This window comes from Bacillus sp. FAU20 (assembly GCF_056033865.1).
Genome location: NZ_JBVYHY010000022.1, coordinates 110066 through 129912 on the forward strand (window position 1 = coordinate 110066; position 19847 = coordinate 129912).

Below are 19847 nucleotides of genomic sequence, written 5' to 3' on the forward strand. Positions count from 1 at the left end.
CATTTTGAGTATCCTCTTTTTGTCGTTATTTGTTGATAAGTCGATATCCCTTGTCGAAACGTCGATATATTGAAAAAATCGTTGATATATTTGAAGTTATGAACGATATATCCAAAAAATCGTCGATATAATCCATTCCGCCACAAATTTGTTAAAACCTTCACAAATATTCCACACTCATTATCCATTCTCCGTACTATAATCATGTATGGAAAAGGAGTTGGACATAATGACACAAAGCGCACCAGAATTTAAAGTTTTGCAAAGCATTGCATTCCTTGCTGTCGTTTTGCAAAGTTCGTTATTATATACAATGAATCAAGGAAATGTCTTACTTGAGCAATCTCTCATTATGGGCATGCTATTTAATCTTGCAAAATTCTCAGCACCTGCATTCATATTTATCGTTGGATTTCATTTAATTCGTCACTATACAAAGCAATTAGTATACAAAGAATATATTTCTGAAAAAGCCGCACATTTACTCATTCCTTATTTCTTCTGGTCTATTCTTTACTTATTAACAACAAACGATATGATCACATTACAAGGCGGAATAAAAAGTGTATTACTCGGAACAGCCGCACCCCATCTTTGGTACGTAATTATGATGTTCCAAATTCACTTATTGTTCCCTTTGCTGTGCACACTATTTTATTGGTTTCAAAAACGAACAGAAAATAAAAAAGACATATATAAATATATGACCATCTTTGCTTGCCTATATTTCCTCTTAATGTGGTATTCTTCGCACTACATTTTTAATGGAGAGAAATTGACTAGCTCAACCATTTTACATTATACAGATCGTTCCTTCTTCTTCTACTCGTTCTATTTCGTCATGGGAGGAATCGCTGCTGTAGCACTAAAAACGTGGCGGCTATTCGTCATGAAACATATCCCGCTTATCACAATATTATTTTTCATCTTATTTTTATTCATCAATTATGAGTTGTTTAGTTTTTACGGAGCAAACTCTATTCATTTAACTGTTTCTACCTATTTAAAACCATCTATGTTTTTATATATCGTATGCGAAATTATCATACTGTATGTGTTATCTATTATGATAGTACAGCGTCGTGGTTTCTTATATAAAACGTTACGTTTCATTGGAAATTACACGTATGGTGCTTATTTAGCTCATTTATTCTTCTTGCAACTATGCACAAAACTTCTTTCCTTATTCACGCTGCAAGAAAATACTATATTATATAGCCTATTACTATTTGTATTAACGGCCATTACCTCTATTTCAACAATGGTCATTTGTAGTACAATACCATTTCACACTTGGATTACAGGTCCTTCTCCTACAACTAAGATGAAATGGACGAAGGTTGTATTCCGAAAAAATCATAGAAAACTATTCAAACCATATATTTGATATAATAATACGCATATAAAAAAGAAAGCGAGAGACACCTATGATTAATCAAGTTGGACAAATTATGCTATATGTAAATGACCAAGACGAAACAGTACAATTTTGGATAGAAAAAGTAGGATTCCAAATCATTGCGGATGAAAATAACGGAAACGGATTCCGCTGGATTGAAATTGCGCCGGCGAAAGAAGCAGGAACAAGCATCGTCCTTCACGATAAAGCGTTAATTGCGAAGATGCAACCTGAATTAAACTTAGGTACTCCTTCACTTATGTTCTTCTCTAATAACTTAGATCAACTGTATAAAGATCTTTCTGAGAAAAATGTCACAGTTGGACAGATTGTAGATTTACCTACTGGCAGAGCATTTAACTTTGCTGATAATGAAAATAATTACTTTGCAGTAATGGAACGTAAATAAAAAAGAAGCTATCCAAAAAAATCGGATAGCTTCTTTCATTTTAAGAAACTTGTTCTGCATTCGTTTCTCTATGCTGTATATGACTCGTGACCCAAGCAATGCCACCGGCAACAACGAGATAACATAACAATATTAAAATTTGCATTTGTAATTGCGACCAATCTCCTAAAGAGATAACATCTTGTAATCCTCTAAGAGAATGGGACATTGGGAGAAACTGTCCAATTTTGCTAAGAACAGCTATGTTTAATTCTCCTGGGAAAGTACCTCCGCTCGTCGCTAATTGCAGGACAAGAAGCGTTACCGCTAAGAACTTTCCAACAAGACCAAATACTGTGACTAACATAAGAATAAATGTCATGAACGTAAAGGAAATCACAATACTTGATAAAACAAAAAGTGGCACACTTGCGACTTCTAATTTCATAACACCTAGCACAACTACATCTACGAGTAGCGCTTGAATAAGTCCAATTAAATATACCAATCCTAGTTTATTAATAAAATGTACGGTTCCACTTACCTTCATATTTTGTCTGCGGCCAAGCGGTAAAATATTCGATGCCATAATTCCGCCAACATAAAATGCAAGTGATAAGAAATATGGTGCAATGCCTGAACCGTAGTTAGGAACGTCAGAAACTGTTGACTTCACTAACTGAACTGGCTCTGAGAACATCGTATTGCGTGCATCATCATTACGAACATCCGCTATCTTCTCTGCGCCCTCTCCTAATTTCGTAGAAAGTTCTTTCGCACCATCGTCAAGTTTAACAAGTCCGTTCGTTAACTGATTAGCACCATGATTCAGCTCTGTTCCGCCACTCGCAAGTTGATTGACACCTTCTTGTAATGATGTAAATCCATTTCCCCACTTCGTAAATCCATCAGCCAAATTCGATGCACCATCTGCTATCTTTTTCGTTCCAGCAGTAGCTTCATTTAACTTAACTCCGAATGTATTCATACCTTCTTCAATCTTATGTTGACCGTCAGTAAGCTTCTTCGCACCTTGTGTCAATTGTTGTTGGCTATTATTTAAAGTACTTGTTGCTTTAGCTAGTCCATTAGACGTAGCAACAATTTTTTGAAAAGCGGGATCTTGCTGCACTTCTGGATGATTTTTCACGTACTCTTCTAATTGTTGTTTTATACTATTAGCCGCACCATCCGCTTTTACTTGGCCTTCAGCAAGCTTCTCACTTCCGCTCACCCATTTATTTGTACCAGCACTTAATTCACTAACTCCTGATTGTAACGTTTTTTCACCTTGTGCTAATAACTCCATACCACTATGAAGTGATGTCGCTCCTTGACTCAGCTCATTTGCTCCCCCCGTTAAGGCAGATTGACTGGATGCAAGTTTTTCACTTCCTTCTTTCAATTTCGATGTCCCACTACTTAAACGATCAATACCATCCGCAAGCTGATTCGCTCCATTTTTTGCATCGGTCGTTCCTTCATGTAACTTCTCAGCACCATTACTTGCATCACTCAATCCTTGTGCCAAATCTTGAAACTTTGAAAAGACGCCTTCTGTATAAGATTTCGTAATACTGTTTGAGATTTTTGTTTTCATATTTTCAACAGCTGTCGTTCCAATTTGAGCCGCTACAAAGTTTTTCCCTGGATTTACTTTGTACTGCAACGTTGCCGGCTCTGGTTTTTCATCCATAAGTGTACTTACCTTTTTAGAGAAATCTTCCGGAATCGTAACAACCATATAATATTTATCTTCTTTTAACCCTTCATCAGCATTTTTTTCTGATACGAAATGAAAAGCCAATTCCTTATTCTCTTTTAAATTTTTAACAAAATCGTCTCCTGCATGAATTGTTTTTTCATCCATCGCAGCACCCTTATCTAAATTCACAACCGCAACAGGTAATTTATCTAATTTTCCATACGGATCCCAATATCCAGCCAAGAAGAATCCTGAATAAATTAACGGAACGATTAATAAAAAAATTAAAGCGATACGTCCATGTTTATGGTGCCACATCGCTTTCCAATCTTTAAATATAAGTTGAATTCCTTTCATGAAACATACTCCTTCTCCTAATTTAACACCATTAGAATGGTTTAACAGATTTACTATACACGTCACTTTCCATACTGTATAATACATCTTTAATTATCAATTCATTCCTTTTGGTCTATAGAAAGGAGATTCGAAATGGAACTGCTCCAGTTAAAATACTTTCAGACAGTTGCACGACTAGAACATATGACAAAGGCAGCTGAAGAATTGCATATCGCGCAACCTTCACTCAGCAAAACAATTGCTAGACTCGAAAAGGATTTAGGCGTCCCTTTATTTGATCGCCAAGGCCGACAGATTACTTTAAATTCTTTCGGAAAAGTATTTTTAAAACGGGTAGAACGTATTTTTCATGAATTAAGTGAAGGGGAACGAGAAATTAAAGATTTAGCCGAATTACAACAAAGCTCTATTACACTGGCCGTTTCTATTCCGAGAATATTACCAGAACTACTTGGCTCTTTTTTACTAGAACATCCTAACGTTCGATTCCAACAATTTCTTGCATCCACTCCTTCTATGAAACGACAACTAGATAATATAGAAATTGACTTTTGTATCTCCTCTGTACCAATTGAAGGTGAGGAGATTGTTTGGGAACCACTTATTACAGAAGAAATTTTCTTAGTCGTCCCTTCAGACCATCGTTTATCAGGCCGAGAAAATATCCACCTGCATGAAGTAAAAGACGAACCATTTATTAGTATGAACACTGGCTATGGATTTCGGCACTTAACGGATGCATTTTGTAAAGAAGCTGGTTTCACTCCGCATATTGCTTTTGAAGTAGATGAACCGACCGTGATTAGCGACCTCATTAAGCAAGGTCTCGGCATCGCTTTTGTTCCAAGTTTAACTTTATTAAAAAACTCTGCTTTAGCATCAAGCAAATTGCGTATTATTGAACCCACTTGTCAGCGAACTATCGGTTTAAGTTGGTCGAAAAAACGCTACTTATCAAAAACAGCTCAGCAATTTCGTGAATTCGTGATTGATTACTTCTCCAACATTAGGACGTAAGATTATATCAACAAATAAAAGTTGCCACCCTCATATGGTGGCAACTTTTATTGTTCACTCTTTTTTAATTCCATTTCAGCTAAAAGTGGTAGTACATTATCAAAAATATGCGTATTATTATTTTCACCTGTTACATATCCACCGTAATATCTACTAAATACGTTATCATTTCGGAATGTGGCCATATGATCATACAATTCTTTCGCAAACTTTGTATCACCTGTTTGTAGTACGTACAAAATCGTTAATCCGTATGCGGCTGGCGATTCATAATTCACAGTTTGTTTTCCCGTTTCTAAATTGTAACGACCGTATAGCTTTCCATCCTCCTGGAATTTCTTCTTTATAAATTCTAAATAAGCAGCTGATGAAAGACCACCTAAACTTCGATGATATGCAACGTACGATTGGTCAATAAGATTCACTTCTTTATCGTACGTAAATGTACCATCTTCTTTATACTCTTTTGGGAATGCCCAGCCATGCCTTGGATAATCCGCTAAAAACTGAACGACTTCCTGATATTGCTGAGCAGAAACTTTGCCGTACTTCTTCATATAGGAGAATGCACGCGGATTTATGTATGATGTTGTTACAAAATTATTTTGTTTCCCTGCATCTGCATCATAATAATCAACATAATAATTATTTTTTTTATTATAACGAAGTACAGCATCACTTAATTGATCGGCAACGTTTTTATAACGCTCTTCCTTATACATTTCATAAGCACGATATAATTGTTCTATAATACGAAGATCATCTATAAGTGCATTTGTAGCTGACTGCCTCTCTCCCTTTTCAGAGAGTTTCCATAAAACGATATGATTCTTATATACGAAATTATCTTGAATAACCTTTACTTGCTCATCAAATAACGCCTGATCATCTTTATCAAGTGTATATTGTAACCATAATCCCGCCGATTCTGATAAAGCTTCACGTCCCTTAGCTTCACCCGTACCTGCCTTAGTATCTACTAAACGATACGTGGCAAGCGTTCCATTGTCATTCACCATATGTCTTAAAATAAAATTTTCTGTACGGTTTCCTTGTAAAGCTGACCAAAATACAATTCCACCTAAAGCGATTAAGAAGATAACCCCAATCCCTATATATAAACGTTTCCGCAATCTTTTCACCTCCCTAGTAAGGCTAACCTTAATTTTATCAGAACATACATAAATTTAAAAAAGACAATCTATTAGATTGTCTCCCGCATTTCTACCCCTCGCAAACCCCTTTAGAAGGTTTATATAGCGATTGTACAAGTCGATCATATTCACGACGTGTAATCTCTTTATTATATAACTTCAATAATAAATCTCTATGCTCTTTTGAAAATGCCATCTTTTTAATGACTTCAGGATACATAAAACACCCTCTCCATTTCACATAAACTTCTTTTCCGAAAAACAGAACTTATGTTCGCATAAAAGATTATAAAAGATTCCTGTGCAAAAAACAAACAAAATATAAGCAACTACTTATTTCTTTCTATTCAAAATATTACAACATTATATTATCATATTCACTTTTTAAATACATATATATTTTTGGTAGTTTTTTTGAATAAATCTTCCAATTCAATCAGAAAATAATGGCAAAAAAGAAGAGGAGTTTACATATGGATACGGTAACATTAGCAAGAGCATTTTTTGGTTCTTCATTAGCATTCCACATTATCTTTGCAACACTTGGCGTTGGGCTTTCATTGATGATTTTTATAAGCGAAATACTCTATCACTGGAAGAAAGACTCCGACTATGCCATTATGGCGAAAAGATGGACAAAGGCGTTTGCTATTCTTCTCGGTGTAGCAATTCCAACTGGAACAATTGTCGGTGTGCAAATCTCACTTCTTTGGCCTGGTTTTGCCAAAATTGTTGGACAAGTTATTTCTGTTCCCTTCCAAATTGAGATTTTCGCCTTCTTTTTGGAGGCTTTATTCATGTCGATTTACGTATATGCAGCCGATAAACTTCCTCCATTTATGAGATTAATCTCGCTATTTTTCGTCATGCTTGGTGCCACGGCATCCGCCGTTCTTATTACATCAGCAAATACATGGATGAATACACCAGCAGGTTTTTCAATGAATCCAGACGGATCTGTTTTTAACGTTGATCCGTGGAAAGCTTTCTTTAATCCGAGTTTTGGCACAAGTGCATTCCATGTCGTTATTACGGCTTATGCAACTGGTGCGGCTGTCATTGCTTCTATCGCTGGATTTAAATTATTGAAGAAAAATTTAAGTACACGTGAAATTGCTTATCATAAAAAAGGGCTACTATTAGGGCTTGTCGTTACATTTATTACAGGCGCTACGATGTGGCTTTCAGGACATGAATCAGCGATTGCCTTACATAAACACTCACCTGAAAAACTTGCATCTGCTGAAGCTTTATTTGAAACGACATCACACGCACCGTTATCCATTGGCGGAGTTGTGGATCCTAATACACTTGAACTAAACTATGCACTTGAAATTCCAAACATGCTTAGCTTATTAGTGGGACTAGACCCTAGCACTGTCGTAAAAGGTCTAAACGAATTTCCACAAGAAACATGGCCACCATTTTATACACATACTCTTTTCAACTTAATGGTCGGCACTGCTGCGTTTACCTTTGCTGTTGCAGCAATTGCGCTCTTATATTGGTACTTCGTTTACCGAAAAAAAGGAACAGAACTACCGAAGTGGCTACTTTGGGGGACTGCCGCATGCGGACCAATTATGATGCTCGGTATTGAATTCGGATGGATTTTCAGTTGTAGCGGTCGTCAGCCATGGACAATTTATGGTATGCAACGTACAGTCGATGCATCTACACGCGCTGATTTCGTCGGTCCTTTATTTGTTTTGTTCATCATTTTATATATTGGACTCGCTATTTTAACAGTCATTGTTCTACGGACATTCTTTAGAAGACATCCATTAAAGAATGATTTACAACACCAAGGAGGCGATTCTCGTGCATGAGGAAAGTATTGCAATCATCATCTTATGGGCCCTTATTTTCGTATACAGTATATTAGGGTCTATCGATTTTGGAGCTGGTTTTTGGGGCATGGTATACGCAAAACATCCAACGCTCGCTGCCAAACTTGCGAATCGGTACTTATCACCAACTTGGGAAGTAACAAATACGTTTCTCGTTTTCGTCGTTGTCGCATTTCTCGGCTTCTTTCCGAAAGCGGCCTTTACTCTTGCGACAGTAATGTTCGTACCAGTTATGTTAATTTTAGTGCTCATTGCAGTACGTAGTACATTTATGGTATTTGCTTACTCCTTGCCAAAATATCAATACCTTCTTCGGGTTATTTCAGGTATTACCGGTCTATTAATTCCAGCACTATTAATTACCGTTTTACCCGTTACAGAGGGAGCCTATATTACAATGTCTGAAGGAAAAGAAGTACTCCTATATGGAAAACTTCTTTCTAGCCCGGTTATCTACTGTTATATGCTCTTCGGACTAACGTCTGAACTATTTCTCTCCTCTCTCTTTCTTGCTGATTTTTCGAGAGAACAAAGTTCAGAAGATACGTATAGAATTTATAGAAGAAATGCCATCATCCTTGGTCCTGCAACGCTCGTCACGGCAATTATTGCCCTCGTTGTAATGGATCCAGAAACACATTGGCTTATGCAAGGATTAATAAAGCAATTCCCGTGGTTTACAGTTTCTATTGTTTTATTCGTTATCGGATACTCGTCCCTTTGGTGGACAAACAAAAAGTACAATACACTAGGATACCCTCGCATTGCCGTTTTAGCTGTCGTCGCTCAATATGCATTTGCAAGCTATGCTTACGGGGTCGCACATTTACCGTATATTATTTATCCTGACGTAACTGTATTTACAAGCTTTACAACGAAAGAAACGTTCTATGCACTGCTCATTCTATACGCAATTGGAATCGCAATTTTACTACCTGGATTTATTTTCTTCTGGAATTTATTCTTAAAAGATCGTACTTTTTTGAAGGAAAAATAATATAACCTTGGAGTCTGTTCCAAAAAGCATTTTGGGATAGACTCCTTTTGTCATGTTTTGTCGTTAAATCGATATATTTTAATAACCGCTAATATATTTTGAGTTGCGCCGATATATTTCAATAATCGCTGATATATTTTAAGTTGCGCCGATACATCTCCATAATCGCCCATATAAATCTCATTTACTACCTTACTGCCCAATCAATTTATAGACTCCTATCACAATAGTTATTTCACTACTAATGACACTTGTCCTTTAGCTTGAAAAACACATATTCGCTTCATCTCGTTATACGTCTAGTTCTTCTTATTTTTTGCTGAATATACTACCAATATAAACTTGAGACAAGCTACATCTGTTTAAGGGAAAATAGAAAGGTAGGCAAAATATGAGCATTGAAATATGGATTACTATTATTGTATTTTTCTTAACAATGATTGTTATCTTTTGGCGGCCTCGAGGTTTAAATGAGGCGTGGCCAGCGGCAATCGGTGCTGGCATTATCCTAATTACTGGACTTGTGTCAAAACCAGACGTCATAGATATTGTTAGTAAAATAGGAGGAGCCTCCATAACAATATTAGCGACCATAGTTATGGCAGTTATATTAGAAAGCTTCGGCTTCTTCCATTGGTCCGCAGCGAAACTGGCAAATCTAGCGAAAGGTTCTGGCCGCCGTCTATACTGGTATATTCAATTATTATGTTTTCTTATGACTCTTTTATTTAATAACGACGGCAGTATTTTAATTACAACTCCCATTTTAATTCTCCTTCTAAAAAACCTTCAATTAAAACCACACCAACAAATTCCTTATTTATTAAGTGGCGCTTTAATCGCTACTGCGTCTAGTGCACCAATTGGTGTAAGTAATATCGTAAACTTAATTGCATTAAATATCGTTAATATGACTCTTTATATGCATACCGCTATGATGTTTGTACCTGCAACACTAGGCTTATTATTTATGTCATGGCTCATGTATACAGTTTTGAAGAAAAAACTTCCGAAAAAATTACCTGTTTCTTCATATGATATTGAAGAAATTTTCTTCACGAAAAACTTCCATCCACTAAAAGGAAATAATTCTGTTGATACGAAACAAAAACGGACAAGATTCATGTTAAAAGTATTAGGCTTCGTCTTCCTTATGCGCTGCCTTCTATTCGTTGCATCCTTCTTATCCATCCCAATTGAAATCGTTGCGGTACTTGGTTCACTCGTTCTTCTCATTTGGAGATGGTACTACTTACGAACAAATCCTGTCGACATTCTGAAAAAAACACCGTGGCACATTTTAATTTTCGCCTTCTCTATGTACGTCATTATTTACGGACTCCACAACGCAGGATTAACAGCTGCACTTGTACAATGGCTCGAGCCAGTTGTGAATCAGCATCTACTTTATGCTAGCTTTGCGATGGGCGGACTTGTATCCATCCTCTCTAACGTCTTCAATAACCATCCTGCCCTTATGATTGGTACAATCACATTAACAGAAATGGGATTAGATCCAGTCACATTAAAAACAATCTATCTTGCAAACATCATTGGTAGTGACATCGGTTCACTATTACTACCAATTGGTACACTAGCTTCACTCATTTGGATGTATATTCTGAAACAAAACAAAATTAAAGTAAAATGGAAAGACTATTTAAGTGTATCCCTTATCGTTATCCCGCTCACAACAGTCGTCACACTATTCCTCTTATTCTACTGGGTACATCTCTTCTTTGCCCTCTAAACAACAGAAGCCCCATTTTGCTACCGTCTTAGCAAATGGGGCTTCTTCTATAATAAAGTTAGGTACTACAGTGTGATCAATCAAGTAAAGAGGTGTAACGTGTTATTGATATAAATGACTACCAGCTTCTTTAAATTCTTCTGCTTTCTCTTTCATTCCTTTTTCAATTGCTTCTGTCGTTTCTAAATCATTTTCTTTTGCATATTCACGAATATCATGTGAAATTCTCATACTACAAAACTTCGGTCCACACATTGAACAGAAGTGAGCTGTCTTTGCCCCTTCTGCAGGCAACGTTTCATCGTGATATTCCATCGCACGTTCAGGATCTAAAGATAAATTAAATTGATCGCGCCAACGGAATTCGAAGCGTGCTTTTGAAAGTGCATCATCACGCTGATGAGCCGTTTTATGTCCTTTCGCAAGATCAGCCGCATGCGCTGCAATTTTGTACGTAATAACACCCGTGCGTACATCATCTTTGTTTGGCAAACCTAAATGTTCTTTCGGCGTTACATAACAAAGCATCGCCGTTCCAAACCAGCCAATCATCGCAGCTCCAATCGCTGATGTAATATGGTCATAACCTGGTGCAATATCTGTCGTTAACGGCCCAAGTGTGTAAAACGGCGCGCCCTGACAAATATCAAGCTCTTTCTCCATATTCTCTTTAATTAAGTGCATCGGTACATGTCCAGGTCCTTCGATCATAACTTGCACATCATGTTTCCAAGCAATTTTGGTTAATTCACCAAGTGTTTCAAGCTCAGAAAACTGTGCTTCGTCATTTGCATCTGCAATAGACCCTGGACGTAATCCATCTCCAAGAGAGAACGAAACATCGTACTGCTTCATAATTTCACAAATCTCTTCAAAGTGAGTATATAGGAAGTTTTCTTTATGATGGAATAAACACCACTGTGCCATAATCGAACCACCACGTGAAACGATACCTGTCGTACGCTTTGCCGTGATTGGAATGTAACGAAGCAATACACCAGCGTGAATCGTAAAGTAATCAACGCCTTGCTCCGCCTGCTCAATTAACGTATCACGATATACTTCCCACGTTAAATCTTCTGCAATTCCGTTTACTTTTTCCAGTGCTTGATAGATTGGTACAGTTCCAACTGGTACAGGTGCGTTACGAATAATCCACTCACGCGTCGTATGAATATTTTTACCTGTAGATAAATCCATAATCGTATCTGCACCCCAGCGCGTTGCCCACGTCATTTTCTCTACTTCTTCTGCAATCGAAGAAGATACAGCTGAGTTTCCGATATTCGCGTTTACCTTCACATGGAAGTTACGCCCGATGATCATCGGTTCAGCTTCTGGATGATTAATATTCGCCGGTAAAATAGCGCGGCCTTCTGCGATTTCCTTACGAACAAACTCCGGCTCTACCCCTTCACGAATCGCAACGTATTCCATCTCAGACGTAATAATGCCATTACGTGCATAGTGCATTTGCGTAACATTTGCACCTTCCTTTGCTCTAAGCGGCTTACGATCCATTTGCGGGAAAACAGGTGTATGTTTCGAAGCCACTTTCACACCGTCATCCTCTGGTTTCACTTCACGCCCTTCGTATGCTTCTACATCACCACGCCCCATAATCCAAGAGTGGCGCGGCGTTGGAATGCCTTTTTCCAACTCGACCTTATACGCAGGATCTGTATAAGGACCGCTCGTATCATACACACGAATTGGCGGATTTGGAACGCCATTCGTTTCGCTTTGTTCAATCTCACGCATCGGGACTTTCATACCTTCTCGTGGTCCATCCACATATACTTTCTTACTCCCTGGTAAACTCGATTTCAATTCAATTTGCTCAGCTGAAACAGATTGTTTCATAAACTTTATTGCCCCCCTGTTCGTGACAAGGACGAGATATGGCCAGCGCATGCCAAAATAAAAAGAGCCAGGTCCATAGAAAAATAAGGACCTGGCTCATAAAGACATCATTATGTAAAGCCGTTAACTTCCCTACGCTGGTACGAGCCAGATCAGGTCCAAAGGGTTAAGAAGTTCACGCGCTTCTCTCTCAGCCTACGCATACGTTAGGCACCCCTAGTTTATCACTGATTTAATTTTCAATACTTTCCCATCATACACCATAATCTGAAAAATTCAAAGTTTATTTCTTTCGCTCTTTACGGAATCATCCACGTTATACGATGCTTTTAAACAGTTTTAACAGGAGACAACATCTTTACCCCTTATTGCTACAGGAGTCTTGGCGTTCAATACCCTTTCTAAACTGTTCCATTTAGTTACTTTATTCCATGAGAATTTACCAACTAAGGGATTAGCAACTACCACAATAAATTCAATCCATACAAGAGTTAAAATGCTATTCAAAAAGGCTTGTGAATGGGATGGGGATTTATCAAGAAGAACCCTATGGATGGCTCAAAATTAAAAGGAAAGAAACAAGAGATACAGCCTTACGATCAAAAGGAAATCATTAAGATTTTGGCTTTAACGGAGCAAAAAAAGAAATGAATAAGATGCTATTCCAATTAGCTATCGTTACTGGCATGCGTAGGGACGAGCTATTAGGCTTAGAATGGGGACATCTTAATTTTGATAATGATATGATTCATATCCAACAAACAGTTGGCAGAGCAGGCAAAGAGATACTATTAAAAGAGCCTAAAACGAGCAAATCAAAAAGAACTATTTCTATCCTTCCCGCTTTTACAGTCAAATTAAAACAATATAAAAAGTACTTGGCTGAAAAACGTATTGCCTGTGGTGATTTATAGGAAGGTGAAGAACATTTCTTCTTATTCTCAACATGGAATGGTAAACCACTTACTCCTGAAAAAGCTAGCAGTAGGTGGCATTATTTTCCCCAAAAACATGGATTACGCCATATTAAATTACACGGGCTACGTTTCACTCATGCTACCTATTTATTAACGCAAGACGAAAATTTAAAAGTCATATCAGAACGTTTAGGACATAGCGATATACAGACAATCATGAATATATACGCTCATGTATTAGAAGAAGCAAGTAAAAAAACAAGCAGCCATTTTGAAACGCTACTTGCTCAAAGGATATCTTGATTATCCGTAACTGTAGGTATTGTAGGTAAGAAAACAGTAATAAGAATACATTTTATTAGATAAGAAAGAGCATCACAGCCTAAAAGCCAACTTATTTTATCTCTGTTTTCAAAGTATAGTTCTCTAACAATTTATAGTAATACTCTTCTTTCGAACGCCAAAAAACATTACTTTTCTTTTTATAATATAAAATCCATTTCCGTAATAATAATGGTTTTTTATTTAATTTATCTCCCTCAGCTTTTATATCTTTAAATACCGAAATCCAATAACCAAAATTATATTTTCCATCTTGATAAAGGGTTGGTGGTTGAATATTTTTAATGGAGATAATAAATACATTGTTACTCGCATAAAGATTTATACATTTTTTATTAGGATCATATTTAGAAACAAGGTTAATCTCCTTAATAATATTTAATAAATTTCTCCACTGCTCTTTAAATTGCTCTTTCTCTTCCTCTAATCTTCCATTTAATTTATGGACTGTAGTTATTTTAGCCCCAATATAATCTATATTCAAAACTTTTGCTATAACACTTCTATGTGTTCCCTGCATCGAAACATAATAACTATCGAAATCCTGATAGTAATCAAAGATAATATCTGATTCCTTTTTTATAAATTCCTTAAACTCTTCAATCCCATATCTCTGAACACTTTCTAAATTCTGTCGTATTCTATTCAAACTATATAATTGTTCTAGCCAACTCCCTTCTCTTCGTTTAGAGTTATCAACCCCTTTAAGCTTTTCTAACGGAATCATTGCATATTCACTTTCAGAATATGAATCAAACCATCTTGCTAAAGGCACTTTTCCAACACTTGTATCCCTCATTCTTTGCAGATGCGCATCCTCAATAAACTGAAGCAAAAAATCCGTTGTAAGTACATCTATTTTCTTCGTCCTGATTGGAATAGCTGTCTCTTTTGGTAATTCCTTAGATTTTAAAGGTGGCATCTCCCTAACACTTTTAGACGTAACTTCTCTTAGTTTTTCTTCATATGACGGCTGCTTCTTGTTTTCTTCACTCCATTCTGGATAGTTAATTACCTTTTCGTTATCTGCTTTATCCTTTTGTAACGGCAGATTTTTCGTCTCTTTAAATTGAGAAACTTGCTCTGCACTATATTCTTTTAGTTTATATTTAATATCAATATCTCTTACATTTAACAAAATGATTCTTTTATCTTCATAATAATCAACAATATTCCCTTTTATAAGAGCTAGTTTTCGATTTCCATCTGTCTTTTTATCGATCCATTTCAGTAAACTTTTTAATGTCATTTGAAATCTCTTTTTTCCATTCCCATTATAAATCAACATAATACGTATTTGATCTGGTTTATTTTTATAGAACGGGTAAGCAAACCCATACCCTTTTTGCTCTAATTTCTCTAAGTCATTTTTATCTAAAAAACCTTCAACTATAAATGTATGATTAGGCCTTTTTTCCCATAACAATTGATAGCTTTCTCTTTTATATAGTTTATTAGTAACATATAATTGCCTTAATACGTTTCTAATGATTAAATCATCTTTACTATGCAGTAATTCAATAAGTTCACTAATAGTTCTAATATATTCATTTCTAACTCCGGGAACCTTCCTTGTAATAATTTTCTCTGGAACTGCTAAAACTTGATTCTTTGCAGATTCTTTCTTTTCTTTCGATTTTATTACTTTAGTCTGCTTGCTGCCAAACATATCTCGTTCATCTATATCCACTACTAACTTTTTGTCTTTGGGGACATCCCTAAATCGCTCTCTAACTGGAATAGTCTTCAAAATATATGAGCAGTCGATACAGTGTCCCTCTCGTCCTTCTCCCTCAGGCATCAAATTAAAAAAACGATTATCTGGTCCTCTGTTTACCACCTTGACTTCAGCTTTACAACCAGATTTAAGATGATTTTCACAATATAAAGTATACCCTTTAATATATCCTTGATCTCGTATAGTAATGGCCTCATCAGGTTCTATATATCTTACGGTATCTCCATGTGAATAAATTGCTCTCTGCATTGACTCTGTACTTCTGGCCATTTTAACACCTCGCCTATATTTTTTCAGTTCTACCACTTCTATAATTCAATTTTACTATAGATGATAAAAGTAAAAATTAAAAAATCAGACATTTTAATCATATATAAACCTAAAGATATAATATATTTCAGTAACAAGTACCACTTCTTTTTAAAAGCACTATGCGTTACATAGTTGCATATATAAAATTTCTACTAAATAATAACTGTTTCTATTTTTTATACAAATAAAAAAGCTCAAAATTATTAAAGGTGATTCACCGTCTATTTCACTTACCCTGCCAAGACAAGCTATCTTCAATTTTAGAAGAAAGACTTTCTTTAATAAATTGAGCTTTATAAACAACATTGTTCAATTATTTTATTTAAAAATTATCTTTCTTTTTCTGCTCCAAAAACCAATTCTAAAAAATTCCTTATTTACATCTGCCCCATAAGTGGTGTTTCATCATTTTAAACCCTACGTTATACAACAGTAAAATCCCTATATAACTACATTTATGCTTATTCTCATTTCTATAATAGACATTACGGAATCATCCAAGTTAAATAATAAGCCTGCACATACGTCATAATACCAACAATAATTACGAAGAATAAACTATGCTTTACTGTAAAACGGAACAAATCCGATTCTTTTCCAGCAAGTCCAACTGCCGCACAAGCAATTGCAATCGATTGCGGAGAAATCATTTTTCCTGTTACACCGCCCGTTGTATTTGCTGCAACGAGAAGCACTTCAGATACACCGACTTGCTGCGCTGTAATGGCTTGTAAATTCGAGAACAGTGCATTCGCAGACGTATCAGACCCTGTTAGGAATACGCCAATCCAGCCTAAGAATGGTGAGAAGAACGGGAATAGTCCGCCAGTTCCGGCTAATGCTAACGCTAACGTAGAAGATAGACCAGAATAGTTTGCGATAAATGCAAACCCTAGTACGAATCCGATAGATAGAATTGGCATTTTTAATTCGCTTAACGTTTCTTTAAATGTCACTACTGCATCTTTTACATTCATTTTCAAAATAAACATGGAAATGATACAAGCAATTAAAATCGCTGTTCCAGTTGCCGATAATACATCAAACTTTAGAATTGCCTCGTAAGGCGTTGGTTTATTTACAATGGGCTCTGCTTTCATTACTAAATTATGTAGACCTGGAATTTCAAACTTAAATACAAGACTTTCTAAAGCCCCTCCTGGAGCGAATAATGCCTTAAAGAAACTTTGGCTCCAAATGACTACCATAACCGTTAATACGATAAATGGAGACCATGCCTTCACCACTTTTCCAAACGTTAATTTCGGCATCGATGCTGCTGTCGTTGCTGCTACTTCACTATTTGCTTGCCCGGATTGATAAGTTTCTTTCGGCTGCCAAACTTTTAAGAACAGCGCTAAACTAATTAAACTTACAAGTGCCGATGTAATATCCGGAAGTTCCGGCCCTAAAAATGTCGCTGTAATGAACTGCGTAATCGCAAATGAACTACCCGCTACAAGTAACGCAGGCCACGTTTGTCTTATACCTTTAAATCCATCCATTAAAAATACGATAAAGAATGGAACAAATAATGATAGGAACGGTAATTGATGCCCAGCCATTTGTCCAATTTTATGTGGATCAATACCTGTTACTTGTCCAGCAACTGTAATCGGAATTCCCATCGCTCCGAACGCCACTGGTGCAGTATTTGCAATCAAACAAAGACCTGCTGCGTATAAAGGATTTAACCCAAGACCCGCAAGAAGCGCTGCTGTAATCGCTACTGGTGCCCCAAATCCTGCCGCTCCTTCTAAAAATGCTCCAAATGAAAATCCAATTAAAATAACGAGTAGACGATGATCGTTCGTAATCGATAATACCGATGCACGAATCACATCAAATTGACCTGTTTTTACAGAAATTTTATATAAAAATACGGACATAATGATAATCCAAGCAATTGGCCATAACCCGTACAAAAAACCGTACCCGGTTGCTGCCATTGCCATCTTGAACGGCATTTTATAAGCGAATAACGCTACTAAAACTGTAAGTACAACTGTAATAAATCCTGCTACATACCCCTTCATGCGGAAAACTGCTAAAGCTAAGAAAAAAAAGATAATCGGAATAAGTGCGACCGCTGCCGAAATCCAAATGTTTCCGAATGGATCATAAACTTGTGTCCATGTGTTCATTGTTCTCTCCCCCTAAAGAATCCCCTTTTAAATAGAATAACCTCATCAATAGACTATCAGGTCATCATACCTTTAAGCCTAAAATAAAAAAACGTTTAAGAAAACGTTTTCAACAACTTTCATTTATACTGTACCATAACAATTTCTATTAAAAAAGATTTTTTTGAAAATTTTATTATTTAATAGAAAATCTTACAAAATCGTCACGTTCTTGTAATGTTTATCGATAGGAAGTTTGCCAAAATTATTGCATAATAATAGTATAACAACAGAAATTATTCATGAGGTGATATATATGAACGGAAATAAAATATTAGCTGCGTTATCATACTTTAGTGTACTATTTGCCCCTATCTTATTCCCTATTATCGTTTGGATTGTGGGAGACACTGAAACAAAACCACATGCAAAACGTGCTCTATGGACACACATCATTCCAAGTATCGCTACATTCATTGGCGTAACTATTTTAGGAATTATGGGTCTTGGATCTGATCAACCAGATGTAACACTTGGAATTGGATCAATGATTGTCTTAGCTATTTGCGGAATCATCAGCTTATACTACTTCATCTGGAACATTGTAAAAGGAATTAAAGTGCTGAAAGCTTAATTTTAAACAAATGTTTGTTTAAAAAGGGCCCCTTGCAAATTGCAAGGGGCCTTTTCCAAATTCGTTCACTTTATCTCCTGCGTTTCTTCTTTTTTCTCATCATTTTCTTTCGGCGCGTATTCACTTTATCCGCTATAATGTGGAGCGTACTTGCCACAACAATTCCCATTAAGAACGTTACAATTTCAACCTCGTGTTTCTTCGCAATTTCTATTAAATTACCATCCAGTGCGATTACATTTAATAGAAATAAAAATGGAGAAAAGACGATTAACATGTACGCAATACGAATCACATCACCAAGTATAATCGTATGCGTAAAGAAAGATCGATGCGGCATTACTTTCTTATAAGGATACCAAAATATACGTAAGAAACCCCATTTGTTATAAGCATTACTGTACGTATCTAAATCTGGTGTTAAAAATGAAGTACCTACTAAAAAACCAATTGCAAAAGTTAATAAAAAATCAAAATTTGTTAATCCATACGAAAAGAGCAAAAACAAAACAACCGGAAGGGATATTAAGTTTATTTTCGTATGCGTTCTTCCTGATGGCATAATGCACTTCCTCGCTTACGTTCGTCCTGTCACCTTATGACAGGTTTCACCTATTGACCTAATTTCTGATCGATAAATGTTGTGTCTATATCCGAACCAAACCATTCTGCCAACTTCACTCGTGCCTTATTTTTCACATCTTCATTGACGTATAACGACACCTGTATTAGTGCGGCCGTTAACGCCCCCAAATCATCCGTATAGCCAATTCCAGCAATGAAATCTGGAATCGCATCAATCGGTGCAATAAAATAAGCAAGTGCTCCAATTACAATAATTTTCACTCGTTTTGGAACATCGGGTCTTTGTAAAACGTAAAACAGTAATAAACTTGCATAAATGACCGACTGCCCTGCTTGCTTTGCAACATGTTTTACTTTCTTCCAAAACGCTTCAACTGAAAATTTTTGTTTCATGTAAAAGCCTCCCTATTTTTAAAAAGAAATAAGCTAGAATATGTTATCAGTAAAAGTTCATGGAAATTACACAAAACCTATCAATGAACTTTCATTGTAACAAACAAACTAAAAAAGAACAAGTGTTCGTTAATTTTCACACGATTTCCTTCATATAATAGATTTCTAGATAACCCTTACCCATCTTCATTTCTTATTTCTCAACAAAGAAAATTTTCACTTCCACTTAACATTCTGCTCTACCTTTGTTATATTTTCTAGTTGACGGACATATAAACGAATGTTAAAGTTTTCTCTGGTAGTGACAAATCTTATACAAA

General features: G+C 36.2%; 17 protein-coding genes, 1 pseudogene and 1 riboswitch. Of the genes and pseudogenes, 9 read left to right on the top strand and 9 right to left on the bottom strand.

Features of this window, described 5'->3' with window-relative positions; genetic code table 11:
* Positions 1–229 precede the first annotated feature (229 nt).
* Positions 230–1387, top strand: coding sequence for an acyltransferase (locus tag AC0OM3_RS18920; protein WP_000194298.1), 1158 nt, complete (start codon positions 230–232; stop codon positions 1385–1387).
* Positions 1388–1427: 40 nt separating this feature from the next.
* On the top strand, positions 1428–1808 hold the full coding sequence (locus tag AC0OM3_RS18925; protein ID WP_000610153.1) for a VOC family protein: 381 nt from the start codon (positions 1428–1430) through the stop codon (positions 1806–1808).
* A gap of 40 nt (positions 1809–1848) precedes the next feature.
* On the opposite strand, the gene AC0OM3_RS18930 is transcribed toward AC0OM3_RS18925, so the two are convergent.
* The gene (locus tag AC0OM3_RS18930; RefSeq protein ID WP_474212661.1) at positions 1849–3849 is read right to left on the bottom strand and encodes a YhgE/Pip family protein; all 2001 of its coding nucleotides are present in this window, start codon (positions 3847–3849) and stop codon (positions 1849–1851) included.
* Between the two features lie 135 nt (positions 3850–3984).
* On the opposite strand from AC0OM3_RS18930, the gene AC0OM3_RS18935 reads away from it, so the two are divergent.
* The gene (locus AC0OM3_RS18935) at positions 3985–4869 is read left to right on the top strand and encodes a LysR family transcriptional regulator (RefSeq protein ID WP_061884763.1); all 885 of its coding nucleotides are present in this window, start codon (positions 3985–3987) and stop codon (positions 4867–4869) included.
* A 47-nt stretch (positions 4870–4916) separates the two neighbouring features.
* Here the strand turns inward: AC0OM3_RS18935 and AC0OM3_RS18940 are convergent, their stop codons facing one another.
* Both AC0OM3_RS18940 and AC0OM3_RS18945 read right to left on the bottom strand, forming a co-directional pair.
* Positions 4917–6002 (bottom strand): hypothetical protein, encoded by a 1086-nt coding sequence (locus AC0OM3_RS18940; RefSeq protein ID WP_001231670.1) that lies wholly within the window; start codon positions 6000–6002, stop codon positions 4917–4919.
* A 91-nt stretch (positions 6003–6093) separates the two neighbouring features.
* Positions 6094–6243, bottom strand: coding sequence for a hypothetical protein (locus AC0OM3_RS18945; protein WP_000283182.1), 150 nt, complete (start codon positions 6241–6243; stop codon positions 6094–6096).
* A gap of 253 nt (positions 6244–6496) precedes the next feature.
* Here AC0OM3_RS18945 and cydA point away from each other — a divergent pair, with 253 nt between their 5' ends.
* Both cydA and AC0OM3_RS18955 read left to right on the top strand, forming a co-directional pair.
* Positions 6497–7852: a cytochrome ubiquinol oxidase subunit I gene (gene cydA / locus AC0OM3_RS18950; RefSeq protein WP_046946617.1), complete on the top strand. Its 1356-nt coding sequence runs from the start codon at positions 6497–6499 to the stop codon at positions 7850–7852.
* Positions 7845–8870, top strand: a complete 1026-nt coding sequence (locus AC0OM3_RS18955) for a cytochrome d ubiquinol oxidase subunit II (RefSeq protein ID WP_000544169.1) — start codon at positions 7845–7847, stop codon at positions 8868–8870. The genes cydA and AC0OM3_RS18955 overlap by 8 nt, the downstream gene beginning before the upstream one ends.
* Before the next feature lie 50 nt (positions 8871–8920).
* Here the strand turns inward: AC0OM3_RS18955 and AC0OM3_RS18960 are convergent, their stop codons facing one another.
* Positions 8921–9073 carry a hypothetical protein gene (locus tag AC0OM3_RS18960; protein WP_163050879.1) on the bottom strand — a complete coding sequence of 51 codons (153 nt, stop codon included), beginning with the start codon at positions 9071–9073 and terminating at the stop codon, positions 8921–8923.
* Between the two features lie 188 nt (positions 9074–9261).
* Here AC0OM3_RS18960 and AC0OM3_RS18965 point away from each other — a divergent pair, with 188 nt between their 5' ends.
* On the top strand, positions 9262–10620 hold the full coding sequence (locus tag AC0OM3_RS18965) for an arsenic transporter (RefSeq protein ID WP_046946616.1): 1359 nt from the start codon (positions 9262–9264) through the stop codon (positions 10618–10620).
* A 102-nt stretch (positions 10621–10722) separates the two neighbouring features.
* On the opposite strand, the gene thiC is transcribed toward AC0OM3_RS18965, so the two are convergent.
* Positions 10723–12483, bottom strand: a complete 1761-nt coding sequence (gene thiC, locus AC0OM3_RS18970) for a phosphomethylpyrimidine synthase ThiC (RefSeq protein WP_061884764.1) — start codon at positions 12481–12483, stop codon at positions 10723–10725.
* 112 nt (positions 12484–12595) lie between these two features.
* A riboswitch (TPP riboswitch) is annotated at positions 12596–12711 on the bottom strand.
* Between the two features lie 291 nt (positions 12712–13002).
* Between thiC and AC0OM3_RS18975 the strand changes: the two genes are divergently transcribed.
* Positions 13003–13134, top strand: coding sequence for a hypothetical protein (locus tag AC0OM3_RS18975; protein WP_255831465.1), 132 nt, complete (start codon positions 13003–13005; stop codon positions 13132–13134).
* A 35-nt stretch (positions 13135–13169) separates the two neighbouring features.
* Positions 13170–13703: pseudogene (locus AC0OM3_RS18980) on the top strand (site-specific integrase).
* Positions 13704–13794: 91 nt separating this feature from the next.
* Here the strand turns inward: AC0OM3_RS18980 and AC0OM3_RS18985 are convergent.
* Both AC0OM3_RS18985 and lldP read right to left on the bottom strand, forming a co-directional pair.
* Entirely contained in the window at positions 13795–15729 is a 1935-nt protein-coding gene (locus AC0OM3_RS18985; RefSeq protein WP_474212664.1) for a hypothetical protein, read from the bottom strand.
* A gap of 548 nt (positions 15730–16277) precedes the next feature.
* Positions 16278–17936: an L-lactate permease gene (gene lldP, locus AC0OM3_RS18990; protein WP_001099332.1), complete on the bottom strand. Its 1659-nt coding sequence runs from the start codon at positions 17934–17936 to the stop codon at positions 16278–16280.
* A gap of 295 nt (positions 17937–18231) precedes the next feature.
* Here lldP and AC0OM3_RS18995 point away from each other — a divergent pair, with 295 nt between their 5' ends.
* On the top strand, positions 18232–18549 hold the full coding sequence (locus AC0OM3_RS18995) for a magnetosome magnetite crystal formation protein family (protein ID WP_151521661.1): 318 nt from the start codon (positions 18232–18234) through the stop codon (positions 18547–18549).
* Positions 18550–18619: 70 nt separating this feature from the next.
* Here AC0OM3_RS18995 and AC0OM3_RS19000 read toward each other — a convergent pair whose 3' ends face one another.
* Together AC0OM3_RS19000 and AC0OM3_RS19005 are read right to left on the bottom strand one after the other, a co-directional pair.
* Positions 18620–19111: a metal-binding protein gene (locus AC0OM3_RS19000; protein WP_001139059.1), complete on the bottom strand. Its 492-nt coding sequence runs from the start codon at positions 19109–19111 to the stop codon at positions 18620–18622.
* Positions 19112–19161: 50 nt separating this feature from the next.
* Positions 19162–19527, bottom strand: coding sequence for a YkvA family protein (locus tag AC0OM3_RS19005; protein ID WP_000810373.1), 366 nt, complete (start codon positions 19525–19527; stop codon positions 19162–19164).
* Between the last annotated feature and the right edge of the window lie 320 nt (positions 19528–19847).